14 protein-coding genes are annotated in these 12880 nt (G+C 68.7%); 6 read left to right on the top strand and 8 right to left on the bottom strand.

Features of this window, described 5'->3' with window-relative positions; translation table 11 throughout:
* Window positions 1–91: 91 nt before the first annotated feature.
* Together ACQY8B_RS09315 and ACQY8B_RS09310 are read right to left on the bottom strand one after the other, a co-directional pair.
* Window positions 92–1012, bottom strand: a complete 921-nt coding sequence (locus tag ACQY8B_RS09315; RefSeq protein ID WP_422086437.1) for a ZIP family metal transporter — start codon at window positions 1010–1012, stop codon at window positions 92–94.
* A gap of 11 nt (window positions 1013–1023) precedes the next feature.
* The gene (locus tag ACQY8B_RS09310) at window positions 1024–1659 is read right to left on the bottom strand and encodes a superoxide dismutase (RefSeq protein WP_422086436.1); all 636 of its coding nucleotides are present in this window, start codon (window positions 1657–1659) and stop codon (window positions 1024–1026) included.
* A gap of 195 nt (window positions 1660–1854) precedes the next feature.
* Between ACQY8B_RS09310 and ACQY8B_RS09305 the strand changes: the two genes are divergently transcribed.
* The 4 genes from ACQY8B_RS09305 (at window position 1855) to moeA (ending at window position 5765) form a co-directional block, all read left to right on the top strand.
* A complete protein-coding gene (locus ACQY8B_RS09305) occupies window positions 1855–2556 on the top strand; it encodes a hypothetical protein (RefSeq protein ID WP_422086435.1) in 702 nt (233 codons plus the stop codon).
* An 89-nt stretch (window positions 2557–2645) separates the two neighbouring features.
* Window positions 2646–3794, top strand: a complete 1149-nt coding sequence (gene moaA, locus ACQY8B_RS09300) for a GTP 3',8-cyclase MoaA (RefSeq protein WP_422086434.1) — start codon at window positions 2646–2648, stop codon at window positions 3792–3794.
* Complete coding sequence (gene mobA / locus ACQY8B_RS09295; RefSeq protein ID WP_422086433.1) at window positions 3791–4450, top strand: molybdenum cofactor guanylyltransferase MobA; 660 nt, start codon at window positions 3791–3793, stop codon at window positions 4448–4450. The genes moaA and mobA overlap by 4 nt, the downstream gene beginning before the upstream one ends.
* 4 nt (window positions 4451–4454) lie before the next feature.
* Window positions 4455–5765: a molybdopterin molybdotransferase MoeA gene (moeA, locus tag ACQY8B_RS09290; protein WP_422086432.1), complete on the top strand. Its 1311-nt coding sequence runs from the start codon at window positions 4455–4457 to the stop codon at window positions 5763–5765.
* A gap of 15 nt (window positions 5766–5780) precedes the next feature.
* On the opposite strand, the gene ACQY8B_RS09285 is transcribed toward moeA, so the two are convergent.
* The 3 genes from ACQY8B_RS09285 to ACQY8B_RS09275 are packed head-to-tail and all read right to left on the bottom strand — an operon-like array spanning window position 5781 to window position 7557.
* Window positions 5781–6272: a GAF domain-containing protein gene (locus ACQY8B_RS09285; RefSeq protein WP_422086431.1), complete on the bottom strand. Its 492-nt coding sequence runs from the start codon at window positions 6270–6272 to the stop codon at window positions 5781–5783.
* Between the two features lie 29 nt (window positions 6273–6301).
* Window positions 6302–6751: a ribonuclease HI gene (gene rnhA / locus ACQY8B_RS09280; RefSeq protein ID WP_081266376.1), complete on the bottom strand. Its 450-nt coding sequence runs from the start codon at window positions 6749–6751 to the stop codon at window positions 6302–6304.
* Between the two features lie 35 nt (window positions 6752–6786).
* Window positions 6787–7557, bottom strand: a complete 771-nt coding sequence (locus tag ACQY8B_RS09275) for a class I SAM-dependent methyltransferase (protein WP_422086430.1) — start codon at window positions 7555–7557, stop codon at window positions 6787–6789.
* On the opposite strand from ACQY8B_RS09275, the gene gloB reads away from it, so the two are divergent.
* Window positions 7556–8335 (top strand): hydroxyacylglutathione hydrolase, encoded by a 780-nt coding sequence (gloB, locus tag ACQY8B_RS09270; protein ID WP_422086429.1) that lies wholly within the window; start codon window positions 7556–7558, stop codon window positions 8333–8335. The two genes, ACQY8B_RS09275 and gloB, sit on opposite strands and share 2 nt — an antisense overlap.
* Window positions 8332–9924: a transglycosylase SLT domain-containing protein gene (locus tag ACQY8B_RS09265; RefSeq protein ID WP_422086428.1), complete on the top strand. Its 1593-nt coding sequence runs from the start codon at window positions 8332–8334 to the stop codon at window positions 9922–9924. Before gloB ends, ACQY8B_RS09265 begins: the two co-directional genes overlap by 4 nt.
* Before the next feature lie 12 nt (window positions 9925–9936).
* On the opposite strand, the gene ACQY8B_RS09260 is transcribed toward ACQY8B_RS09265, so the two are convergent.
* The 3 genes from ACQY8B_RS09260 to ACQY8B_RS09250 all read right to left on the bottom strand — a co-directional run bounded on the left by ACQY8B_RS09260 (window position 9937) and on the right by ACQY8B_RS09250 (window position 12854).
* Window positions 9937–11121 carry a low temperature requirement protein A gene (locus ACQY8B_RS09260; protein WP_422086427.1) on the bottom strand — a complete coding sequence of 395 codons (1185 nt, stop codon included), beginning with the start codon at window positions 11119–11121 and terminating at the stop codon, window positions 9937–9939.
* Window positions 11122–11196: 75 nt separating this feature from the next.
* The gene (locus tag ACQY8B_RS09255) at window positions 11197–12039 is read right to left on the bottom strand and encodes an ABC transporter permease (protein ID WP_422086426.1); all 843 of its coding nucleotides are present in this window, start codon (window positions 12037–12039) and stop codon (window positions 11197–11199) included.
* Window positions 12039–12854: an ABC transporter ATP-binding protein gene (locus ACQY8B_RS09250; RefSeq protein ID WP_422086425.1), complete on the bottom strand. Its 816-nt coding sequence runs from the start codon at window positions 12852–12854 to the stop codon at window positions 12039–12041. The genes ACQY8B_RS09255 and ACQY8B_RS09250 overlap by 1 nt, the downstream gene beginning before the upstream one ends.
* Window positions 12855–12880: the final 26 nt, after the last annotated feature.

Here is a 12880-nt window from a genome sequence, read left to right as displayed (position 1 = left end):
TGCGCGCACTTCGTGTCGCTTCGCCCCCCTCGCCGGGGGCGACACCTGCTGCCCGGCAAAGCCGGTTCCGCGGTGTCCTGCGAAGGGGGCCCTACCCCAACGCGGTATCTAACAGCATCATCAGCACGAAGCCGACCATCAGCCCGCTGGTGGCGAAGGCCTCGTGCCCCTTGCGGTGGGATTCGGGAATGATCTCGTGGCTGATGACGAACAGCATCGCGCCAGCAGCAAAGCCCAGCCCCCAGGGCAGCAGCATCGCCGAATGGCCGACCGCCGCCGCGCCCAGCACGGCGCCCAGCGGCTCGACCAGCCCCGAAGCCATGCCGATCAGCACCGCGAAGACGCGGCCGTAGCCTGCCGCCAGCAGCGCCACGGCCACGACCAGCCCCTCGGGCACATCCTGGATCGCGATGCCGGTGGCCAGCGCGTCCGCCCGCAGCCCGTTGTTGGCCGCGTAGCCGACGCCGATGGCCAGCCCCTCCGGCACGTTGTGCAGCGCGATCGCGAACACGAAGAGCCATGTGCGCCGCAACTGCCGCGCCGCCTGGCCTTCGCGGCCCTTGATGAAGTGTTCGTGCGGCAGCACGAGGTCCATCAGCATCAGCATGGCGCCGCCGAGCAGGATGGCCGAGCCGATCACGCCGCCCGCCGCCCAGCTGCCGCCGCCGAACACGCCCGCATGCCTGGCGGCTTCCAGGCCGGGAATGATCAACGAGAAGGCGCTGGCGGCCAGCATGACGCCGGCGCCGAAACCGAACAGCGTGTCCTGCAGCCGCTCGGGCAGCTTCTGTGAGAAAACCACCGGCAGCGTGCCGAGCGCCGTGGCCAGCGCCGCGACCGAACCGCCGAGCAAGGCGTTCCACACGATCGGATCGCTGCGCACGAATGTCCAGAACTGCGACAGCCCCACCAGCGCGCCGGCGGCGACGATGGCAAGGCCGATCCACTCGCGCATGGGGCGCACGGGCCTGGCCCGCGCACCCGCCACCGTCACCTGCCGGGGGTCGTTCATGGCCGCACGCCTCAGCCGCCGGTTGCGGCGGTGTGGCGCCGGGCCACCTCGGCCCAGTTCACCACGTTGTAGAAAGCCGCGATGTATTCGGGGCGGCGGTTCTGGTACTTGAGGTAGTACGCGTGCTCCCACACGTCCAGCCCCAGGATCGGCGTGCTGCCGGAGCCGATGCCGCGCATCAGCGGGCTGTCCTGGTTGCCGCTGCTTTCCACGGCGAGCTTGCCGCCGGGGCCGACCGACAGCCATGCCCAGCCGCTGCCGAAGCGCGTGAGCGCGGCCTTGGTGAAAGCGTCCCTGAAGGCGTCGAAGCCGCCCAGGTCGACGTCGATGGCCTTGGCCAGCGCGCCCGTGGGTGCGCCTCCGCCGCCCTGGTCCACGGGCGCCATCACGGTCCAGAACAGGCTGTGGTTGGCGTGGCCGCCGCCGTTGTTGCGCACCGGCGCGCGCAGCGGTTCGGGCAGTTGCTCGACGCCGGCGATGAGTTCTTCGATTGGCGTTCCCTCGTGCGGCGTGTCTTTCAACGCGGCATTGAGGTTGTTCACGTAGGTCTGGTGGTGCTTGCCATGGTGGATTTCCATCGTCTGCGCATCGATGTGAGGTTCGAGCGCATCGAAGGCATAGGGCAAGGCTGGGAGGGTGTACTGCACGGTCGGGAGGCTCCTTGGCTGGAAGAGCCCTTTGCGTCGTCGACGTGCTGCGTATTCAGGCACTCAGATGATAGGAATTCTCATTGTCTGCATCAAGACATCCCACCGGGGATGGCGAAAACCGGCCAGGTCCGGAAAACTTCCGGTAACGATCGATACACTGCCTGGCGGCATGTTTCCCGGGAGATTCCCACGATGAAGTTCAAGAACATCCTGCCCCTCGCACTGCCTATTGCCTTGCTTGTCAGCACCGGCCCGGCCTTGGCGCAAACCTCCACGCCGCCGGCCGGCGAATACATCTATGAAGGCGGCAGCGGCGCCCTTCGTGTCAAGACGGATGGACGCTTCGACATCACCACCATCGGCGCCAACGCCCATACCTGCGCGCTCGACGGCACCATCGTGCGCGGCAAGGCGAAGCTCGCCGACGGCGGCTGCGTGGTGAGCTTCGCGGTCAATGCCGACAAGGTGGCGGTCGCGACCAACGGCGCCGAGCAATGCCGCGACAACTGCGGCATGCGCGCCACCTTCGAAGGCACCTACACCCGCCCCACCCCGGCCTGCACCGACAAGGCGGTGGCCAGCTCCCGCAAGAGCTTCAAGCGCCAGTACGACGCCCGGGACTACGCGATCGCCCTGGCCACCCTGTCGCCGCTGCTCTCGGAGTGCGACAAGACGCTCGACTGGATCACCAAGGGCTGGATGCGCAACGACATCGCGCTGACGCAGTTCAAGCAGGGCGACCGCGCGGCCTGCCTCAAGACGCTGCAGCCTCTGGCCGAGGACGCTGAGCGCACCGACGACGGCATCAGGGAAAACTACCCGCCCGCCGACGCCGACATCTTCCTGCCCGTGGTGCGCGCCACCCGCACGAACCTGAAGCTCTGCAGGGGATAACCCCCGGACGCACCGCGGCGGGCGCAAGTAGCCTGCAGCCAATGGGCCCATGGGCGATGGCGCAAAATCGGGCCCTCCCCATACCCCTCATGAAGCATAGCAGCAGCACTGTCATCCCGATCTCCGCGGTCGGCCGCGCGCACCCCGCCGTGGCCGTGCCGGAGATCGCCGTACCCGCCACCGGCCAGTTGCTCGACCGCCTGGGCCGGCCCATGACAGACCTGCGCATCAGCGTGACCGACCGCTGCAACTTCCGCTGCAGCTACTGCATGCCGAAGGACGTGTTCGACAAGGACTACCAGTACCTGCCCCACAGCGCGCTGCTGAGCTTCGAGGAAATGACCCGAATGGCCCGCCTGTTCGCGAGCCACGGCGTGCGCAAGATCCGCCTGACCGGCGGCGAGCCCCTGCTGCGCAAGAACATCGAAGGGCTGATCGGGCAGCTTGCCGAGATCCGCACGCCCGCCGGCGAGCCGCTGGCGCTGACGCTCACCACCAACGGCTCGCTGCTCCGGCGCAAGGCCGCCGCGCTGCAGAGCGCCGGCCTGCAGCGCGTGACCGTGAGCCTCGACAGCCTCGACGACGCCGTGTTCCGCCACATGAACGACGTCGACTTCCCGGTGGCCGACGTGCTGGCCGGCATCGACGCGGCGCTGGCCGCCGGCATGGGTCCGATCAAGGTCAACATGGTGGTCAAGCGCGGCACCAACGAGCAAGAGATATTGCCGATGGCGCGCTACTTCCGCGAGCAGCACGGCGGCAAGGTGGTGCTGCGCTTCATCGAGTACATGGACGTGGGCGCCACCAACGGCTGGCGCATGGACGAGGTGCTGCCCTCGGCCGAGGTCATTGCACGCATCCATGCCGAGTTTCCGCTGGTGCCGCTGCAGGCCAGCGCGCCCGGCGAAACCGCCCAGCGCTGGGCCTATGCCGACGGCGGCGGCGAGATCGGCGTCATCAGCAGCGTCACCCAGGCCTTCTGCCACGACTGCAGCCGCGCGCGCCTGTCGACCGAAGGCAAGCTCTACCTCTGCCTGTTCGCCAGCGCCGGCCACGACCTGCGCCCCCTGCTGCGCGGCGCCGCCAGCGACGAAGACATCGCCTCCGCCATCGGCCACATCTGGCAGGGCCGCGCCGACCGCTATTCCGAGCTGCGCGCCCTGCGCACCACCGACGCCGACGACGCTGCCGGCGACAAGGCGCCCCGCCGCGTCGAGATGAGCTACATCGGCGGATGACGCAGGCGCCCGCCATGCCCGCGCACGCCATCGCGCCAGCCGACATCACCGGGCTGCTGCTGGCCGGCGGCCGCGGCTCGCGCATGGGCGGCATCGACAAGGGGCTGCAGCCGTTCAACGGCGAGCCGCTGGCGCTGCATGCGATCCGCCGGCTGCGCCCGCAGGTGGGCACGCTGATGCTCAATGCCAACCGCAACCTGCAGGACTACGAGGCCTTCGGCGCACCGGTGCATGCCGACATCCTGGCCGACTACCCCGGCCCGCTCGCTGGCTTCCTGAGCGGGCTTGCGCACTGCCGCACGCCCTGGCTCCTGACCGTGCCCTGCGACACCCCGCTGTTTCCGCCGGACCTGGCCGCGCGGCTGGCCGAAGCCGCCGTCGCCGGCGATGCGGAGATCGCAATGGCAGTCGCGCCCGAAGCCTCCGGGACCGAGGGCGCCGCCAACGTGCTGCGCCCCCAGCCGGTCTTCTGCCTGCTGCGCGCCGACCTGCTGGAAAGCCTGCGGCGCTACACCGAAGCCGGCGGCCGCAAGGTCCAGGCCTGGGCCGCGCAGCACCGCACCGTGCGCGTACCCTTCGACCGACCGGGCGACGCACCCGACGCCTTCTTCAACGCCAACACCCTTGCCGAACTGCACGCACTCGAAAACCGATGAGCCTATGAGTCGCATCGCAGACATCGCCTCCAACCTTTCGGGCTACGACGCCGCCGACCTGAGCGTCGAGGCCGTCCATGCCTTTCTCTCGCAGCTGACGGCCACGGCCGTCGTCACGCAGCGCGAAAGCGTCACGCTGTTCGACGCCCTGGGCCGGGTGCTGGCCGAAGACATCGTCTCGCCCATCAGCGTGCCGCCGCACGACAACTCCGCGATGGACGGCTATGCCTTCGACGGCGCGGTGCTGCCCGCCGACGCGCCCATCGACGCTTCCGTCACGCTGCGCGTGGCCGGCACCGTGCTGGCCGGCGCGGCCTGGCGCGGTGCGCTGGCGGCCGGCGACGCGGTGCGCATCATGACCGGCGCGATGATGCCGGCGGGCCTGGACACGGTGATCCCGCAGGAATTCTGCAAGGTCGACGGCGACAAGGTGAGCTTTCCCGCGCGCGTGCTGCGCCGCTGCGCCAACCGCCGCCTCGCCGGCGAAGACCTGATGCAGGGCCAGCCCGCGCTGCGCAAGGGCGAGCGCCTGTCGCCCGCCGCGCTGGGCATGGTCGCCAGCCTCGGCCTGCCGAGCGTGCCTGCGCTGCGCAGGCTGCGCGTGGCGTACTTCTCGACCGGCGACGAGATCCTGAGCCTGGGCGACGCACCGCGCGAAGGCGCCGTGTACGACAGCAACCGCTACACCGTGTTCGGCCTGCTCAGCCGGCTGGGCTGCGACATCGTCGACCTGGGCCTGGTGCGCGACGACCCGGCCACGCTCGCCGCGGCATTGCAACGCGCAGCGCGCGAGGCCGACGCCATCGTCAGCAGCGGCGGCGTGAGCGCGGGCGTGGCCGACCACACGCGCGACGTGATGCAGCAGCTTGGCGACATGGCCTTCTGGCGCGTCGCGATGCGCCCCGGCCGCCCGTTGGCCGTGGGCCTGATCCCGCGTGAAAGCTCGCAGCAGCCGGCCGTGCTGTTCGGCCTGCCGGGCAATCCGGTGGCGGTGATGGTCACGTTCCTTGCCTTCGTGCGGCCGGCCCTGCTGCGCATGATGGGCTGCCACGAAGCCGCCTCGGCACCGCCGCCGCTGCTGCGCGCGCGCACCACGGCGCCCCTTCGCAAGAAGCCGGGTCGTACCGAGTACCAGCGGGGTTTCGTCAGGATGGTGCCCGGCGCGTTGCCCGAAGTCAGCGTGGCGGGCAACCAGGGCTCGGGCGTGCTGAGCTCGATGGTCGAGGCCAACGGGCTCGTGGTGCTGCACCATGGCCAGGGCAGCGTCGCGGCGGGGGACGAGGTCGACGTGATGATGTTCGACGGCGTGATCTAGCCGCCGTTCGGCAATCTACGCCGGGTCGGGCCGCTCGCGGGCGCGCTCCTCGAGCTTGGTCACCACCTGCTGCGCCAGGAAGCGCAGTTGCTCCAGCAGCTCCGGGTCCAGCGTGCGCGGGCGGGTGTCGATCACGCAGACCGTTCCCAGCGCTTCGCCGTTGCTCATCACGAGCGGCGCGCCGGCATAGAAGCGGATATTCGGGTCGCCTGTGACCAGCGGATTGGCCTTGAAGCGCTCGTCCTCGAGCGCGTCGCCGACCACCATGACCTCGGCCGGGGCGGCAATGGCATGCGCGCAGAACGCATGCTCCCGGGGCGTTTCGACCGCCTTGAGACCGACACGCGACTTGAACCACTGCCGCCGCTCGTCGATCAGCGAGATGAGGGCGATTGGCGTGCCGCACAGCTGGGCGGCCAGCCGCGTGATCTCGTCGTAGGCGGCCTCTTCGCTGGTGTCGAGGATGGCCACGCGGTGCAGTTCCGCCAAACGTGAAGATTCAGTCATGCACCGATTATCGGGGTCCGCCCCGCGGTTCAGAGTCGCCCGAGCGCCTTGTCCACGCCCTTGTTGGCCAGCATGTCGGCGCGCTCGTTGCCGGGGTCGCCCGAATGGCCCTTGACCCAGCGCCATTCGATCTGGTGGCCGCCCTCGGTCACCAGCTTGTCCAGCCGCTGCCAGAGCTCGACGTTCTTCACCGGCTGCTTGCTGGCCGTGACCCAGCCCTTGGCCTTCCAGCCGCGGATCCACTCGGTGATGCCCTTGCGCACGTACTGGCTGTCGAGGTACAGCAGCACCTTGCACGGCCGCTTGAGCGCGGCCAGGCCTTCGATGACGGCAGTCAGCTCCATGCGGTTGTTGGTGGTGTCGAGTTCACCGCCGAACAGGTCTTTTTCGGTGGCACCCGACTTGAGCCACGCGCCCCAGCCCCCGGGGCCGGGGTTGCCCTTGCAGGCACCATCGGTGTAGATCACGACTTCGGTCAAACTGGCTTTTCCTTCTTCATTCGATTCGTTCATTTTCAATTCTTGTCGGGCTCGCTGCGGTGCACCTTGCCCGCGATGGGCACGGGCGCCTTGGCCCGCGCGGCGGCGCGGCGCCAGTCGGCACTCAGCAGGCGCATGCCGCGCACCCTCTTCACCGCCACCAGGAAGTAGGCCGCGCCGAAGATGGGCCACCAGCGCTCGCCGGCCGCGTCCATCCAGCGCGAGCGCTCCAGCCAGGCCTCGCTGCGCACGGCCGGCCGATAAATGCCGAAGCGGCCCGATTCCACCTCGAAGCTCAGCAGTCGCAGCCAGTCGCGCATGCGCCAGTAGCCGATGAACTCGCCGCCCTCGGGCAGGTAAAGGTCGCCAAACCCCAGGCGCCGGTAAATGTGCGCGCGGCGCTGCCGCATGCCCCAGAGGCTGGCCGGATTGAGCCCGCAGATCACCACCCGGCCCTCGGGCACCAGCACCCGCTCGACTTCGCGCAGCGTGGCGTGCGGGTCGGGGCTCAGTTCAAGCGCATGCGGCAGTACCACCAGGTCGAGGCTGTTGGCCGCGAAAGGCAGGGCCGCGAAGTCGGTCAGCAGCGTGGCCTTGCCGAGCCGGGCGGGGTCGTCCAGCGCCAGCCAGCGGTGCGGCATGCGGTTGGTGCGAAGGCCGTCGACCTCCGCCGCGCCCAGTTGCAGCGCGTGATAGCCGAAGACATCGGCCACCGCCTGATCGAACTGGGCCTGCTCCCAGGCCAGAAGGTAGCGCCCCGGGGGGGTCGCGAACCAATCCTGCAAACCTATAATTTGACCGCTCATGACCCTCGTTCCGCTGCCCGCCTTTGCCGACAACTACATCTGGATGCTGCACGACGGGTCCCACGCCATCGTGGTGGATCCGGGCGACGCCCAACCGGTGTTCGACGCGCTGGCGCGCCACAAGCTGCAGCTGGCCGCGATTCTAGTCACGCACCACCATGCCGATCACACCGGCGGCGTGGGGGCGTTGCACGCCGCCACCGGCGCCGCGGTGTGGGGCCCCGCGCACGAGCGCATTCCCGAACCGTACACGCCGCTGGTGCAGGGCGACGTGGCCGAAGCACTGGGCCTGCGCTTCGAAGTCATCGACGTACCGGGCCACACGGCCGGGCACATTGCCTACTTCCTGCCGGCGGCGCCTTCACAGGCGCCGCTTCTCTTCTGTGGCGACACACTGTTCTCGGGCGGCTGCGGCCGCCTCTTCGAGGGAACGCCAGCGCAGATGCTGGCCTCGCTCGACGCGCTCGCGGCGCTGCCAGGCGACACGCGCGTCTGCTGCGCCCACGAGTACACACTTTCTAACCTGCGTTTCGCCCTTGCAGTGGAACCGGCCAACGCCGATCTGACTCACTACAACGCGCGCTGCGAAAGCCTGCGCGCACAGGGGCAGCCCACGCTGCCATCGCAACTGGCAACCGAACGCCTGATCAACCCCTTTCTTCGCAGCCGCGAAGCCACTGTCCTTCGAGCGGTGCGTGCCCACGCCGAGCTGGCTGCCGATGCAGCCGAGGCCGACGTGTTCGCCGCACTGCGCCAATGGAAAAACGACTTCCGATGAAACTGATTGCTGCCACCTGCCTTGCAGGTTCACTGGTGCTCGCGGGCTGCGCGGGCACGAACAACAGCTCCACACCGTCTTCCTCCTCCCCCAAAGCCGGCGCCACCGCCGGCGGCAGTGCAAGCCCCGTCTACCCGCGCGACGCCCTCTCCCCCCTTGCCAGCAGCCAGGCCCATTCGCAGAGCGTCGTCACGCTCGCCCCGCCCGCCGACATGTGGGACCGCATCCGCCGCGGCTTCAAGATGCCCGACCTGGACAACGACCTCGTGCGCGACCGCGAGCAGTGGTACGCCAGCCGCCCCGACTACATCCAGCGCATGACCGAGCGCTCGAACAAGTACATCTTCCACATCGTCGAGGAGCTCGAGCGCCGCAACATGCCGACCGAGCTCGCGCTGCTGCCCTACATCGAGAGCGCGTTCAACCCGCAGGCCATCTCCAGCGCACGCGCCGCGGGCATGTGGCAGTTCATGCCGGCCACCGGCACCGACTTCGACCTCAAGCAGAACATCTTCCGCGACGACCGCCGCGACGTGGTCGCATCCACCCGCGCCGCGCTCGACTACCTGCAGAAGCTCTACGGCATGTTCGGCGACTGGCAACTGGCCCTGGCCGCCTACAACTGGGGTGAAGGCAGCGTGAGCCGCGCCATCGCCAAGAACCAGCGCCTGGGCCTGCCCACCACCTACAGCGACCTCACCATGCCCGCCGAGACGCGCATGTACGTGCCCAAGCTGCAGGCCGTGAAGAACATCGTGGCCAACCCGCAGGCGTTCAACACCGAACTGCCGCTGATCGCCAACCACCCCTACTTCCAGACCGTCAGCCTCACGCGCGACCTCGACGTGGAGCTTGCCGCCAAGCTGGCCGACGTTCGCCTCGAAGACTTCCGCGCGCTGAACCCGGCCGCGCACAAGCCCGTGCTCATCGCCGCCGGCACGCCGCAGATCCTGCTGCCGTGGGACAACGCGGCCGTGTTCCAGCGCAACTTCGACGCCTACGCGCAAGGCCAGTACGCCAGCTGGACCGCCTGGGTCGTGCCCAACACGATGACCGTGGCCGACGCCGCGCAACGCTCGGGCATGAGCGAAGCCGATCTGCGCGCCATCAACAACGTGCCGCCGCGCATGCTCATCAAGGCCGGCTCGACGCTGATCGTGCCGCGCGGCGCCCGGGTGAAGGAAGACGTGGCTGCCGTGGTGGCCGACGGCGGACACCTGAGCTTCCAGCCCGAGATCGTCACCCGCCGCACCACCGTGAAGGCGGGCCGTGCCGACAGCGTGGCCTCCATTGCGCGGCGCTACAACCTCAAGCCGGCCAACGTGGCCGAATGGAACGACGTGAAGCCCAACCACGCGTTCAAGCGCGGCTACAGCGTGGTGGTGTACCTGCCGATCCGCGCGACCGTCGCGACGCGCGTGGGCACCGGCATTCCGCCCGCGCGCGGCCATGCGGCGGCGTCGTCGAAGCAGGCGGCAGTGAGGACCGCGGCACCGCGCGGCGCCAACATCGCCAAGGTGCCCGCAAGCAGCAAGCAGCAGGTGGTGCGCGAGAAGCGCGGCGGCGCGCCGGCCAAGAAGAAGCGCTGAGAAGCCCCCTCTTCAGTGCGTGGGCGTCGCGGCCCACGCCCGGCGGCGCACCACGGCTTCCAGCGCAGCCACGGCAATCATCACGAGCGTCGTGAGCGTGCCCACCAAGATCACCGACAGGTGCGGCGCAAACACCGCGAGCACGGCCAGCAGGCCCAGCCCGTAGAGGTGCGACTGCGGCAGGAAGCCGCGCACCACGCGCTTGAACAGCGCATTGCCGAACAGGTAGAGCGCCGGCCCGCCGATCAGCGCGCCGAGGTACTTGAGCTCGGCGTGGTGCGAGCCCTCGTTGATCGTCAGTTCGTCGGCCACCGCGCACACGATGATGCCCGCCACCAGGATCACATGCGTGTAATGGAACTTGGCGCCGATGCCGCCAGGGTCCGCCGAATGCTCGATGGCGTGGGTCGCTTCCTTCGCGCTGGTATCGAAGTACATCCACCACATCGCCAGGCTGCCCGAGAAGCCAACCATCAGCGCGAACAGGTCGGCACCATGCCATTCGGCGTGGTGCCCGAAGGCGATACCGGTGGCCAGCACCGATTCGCCCAGCGCGACGATCACGAAGAGCTGGCAGCGCTCCGCCAGGTGGCCGCCGTCGATGGTCCAGTCGCTCGTCAGCGAACGGCCCAGGCCCGGGAAGCGCAGGCCGATCATCGGCGCGATGTACTCGCACAGCACGCCGCCGAACCACAGTGCGAGGCGCGCCTCGCCTTGCGCGAAACCGCCCGCGATCCAGAACACGCCAGCCACGCAGTTCCATGCCAGCAGGCGGCGGAAGTTGGGCGTGAGCGGATCGTTCGGCCCGATGGCGATCAACATGCACAGCGTTCGCCCCGCCTGGATACCCACGAAGCACAGCGCGAACACCAGCCCCCGCTCCGCGAAGGCGCCCGGCAGCGCCGAGGCCATCACCATGGCCAGCAGCATGATCGCGAACAGCACGCCGCGGATGCGCAGTGCGCCGGGGTTGAACCAGTTGGTGGTCCAGGCCGTGTACTGCCAGCCCAGCCATACCGCGAACCACATCACCAGCGTCTGCAGCGCCCCCAGCAGCGTGAGGTGGTCCAGCAGGTAGTGGGACAGCTGCGTGACGGAAAACGCGTAGACCAGATCGAAGAACAGTTCTTCGTTCGAGACTCTGGCGGCCTCGCTGCGCGAGCGCAAGGTCGTGGCCCGCTTGTTGTCGTGGCTCATTCTTTACCCCTGTGAAGTCGTTGCGGCGCTCCTTGTTGCTCCAGCGCGCCGCGCGGGATCATCGCATGAGGGGTGCTAGAGCTTCTCGGTTTCGCCCGTCCTGGGCTGCCACTTCATGAGGCGCTTCTCGAGCAGCCCGACGATGCCGTCGAGCACCAGCGCAAAGGCCGTGAGCACCACGATGCCGGCAAACACCGTGTTGACGTCGAAGGTGCCCTCGGCCTGCAGTATGAGATAGCCCACGCCCCGCGCCGAGCCCAGGTACTCCCCCACCACCGCCCCCACGAAGGCCAGCCCCACCGACGTGTGCAGGCTGGAAAACACCCAGCTGGTCGCGCTCGGCAGGTACACGGTGCGCAGCAGCTGCCGCTGGTTGGCACCCAGCATCTTCGCGTTGGCCAGCACCACGGGGCTCACCTCGCGCACGCCCTGGTAAACGTTGAAGAACACGATGAAGAAAACGAGCGTCACGGCCAGCGCCACCTTGCTCCAGATGCCGAGGCCGAACCACAGCGCGAAGATGGGCGCAAGAATCACGCGCGGCATCGAGTTGGCGGCCTTGATGTAGGGGTCGAGAATCAGGCTCGCGGTCGGCGCCAGCGCGAGCCATAGCCCGCACGCCAGGCCCAGCACCGTGCCGATGCCGAAGGCCAGCACCGTCTCCAGCAGCGTGGTGCCCAGGTGCAGGTAGACGTCGGCGTTGCCCTTGAGCCCTTCGGGAAAGAGCACGTTGGCCGGCACATCGAACGGCAGGAACCAGCTCCAGATGCGCCCCGCCACCTGAATCGGCTCGCCCACGAAGAAAGCGAACTGCTGGTTGCGCGAAGCCAGGTGCCATGCAACCAGGATCACAAGCAGCAGCGCCAGTTGCCAGAAGCGCGCATTGCGCTCGTTGAGGCCGAAGTGCGCGCGCGACATCAGGCGGCCTTCCTCAGTTGCTGCGCATAGCCCTTGAGCACCTCGTCGCGCAGCACCTCCCAGATCTGGGTGTGCAGTTCGACGAAGCGCGGCTGCGTGCGCACCTCGGCCACGTCGCGCGGGCGCGGCAGGTCAATGGCGAATTCACCGATGGGACGCGTCGCCGGTCCGGCCGACAGCACCACCACGCGGTCGCTCATCGCAATCGCTTCGTCGAGGTCGTGCGTGATGAACAGCACCGCCTTCTTCTTCGCGCTCCAGAGCTCGAGCACCTCGTTCTCCATCAGCTGGCGCGTCTGGATGTCGAGCGCGCTGAACGGCTCGTCCATGAGGATGATGTCGGGGTCGAGCACCAGCGTCTGCGCCAGCGCCACGCGCTTGCGCATGCCGCCGGAGAGCTGGTGCGGATAGCGGTCGCCGAAGCCGGAGAGGCCCACGCGCGCGAGCCAGGCATCGGCCTGGCTGCGCGCCTCGGCATCCGGCACGCCGCGGTACTGCAGCCCGACCATCACGTTGTCGATGGCGCTGCGCCAGGGCATCAGCGCCTCGGTCTGGAACATGTAGCCCGCGCGCGCGTTGACGCCCTCCAGCGTCTTGCCGAACACCTTGACCGTGCCCGACGAAGGCTCCAGCAGGCCCGCGCCCACGTTCAGCAGCGTCGACTTGCCGCAGCCCGTGGGGCCGACCACGGAGACGAACTCACCGGCCTTGATGCGCAGCGTGGTGTCGGCCACCGCCGTGTAGCGCTGGCCCGGATCGTCCTTCGAATGGAAGGTGCAGCTGATGGAGAGGAGTTCGAGTGCGTGTTCGGACATGGCAGAAAAAACCCGGCCTGAGCCGG

The sequence above is a fragment of the Variovorax sp. genome (genome assembly GCF_965279555.1).
Classification (GTDB): domain Bacteria; phylum Pseudomonadota; class Gammaproteobacteria; order Burkholderiales; family Burkholderiaceae_C; genus Variovorax.
Note: the sequence above shows the minus strand (reverse complement) of the source record. Positions and strands in the feature narration are given on the sequence as shown.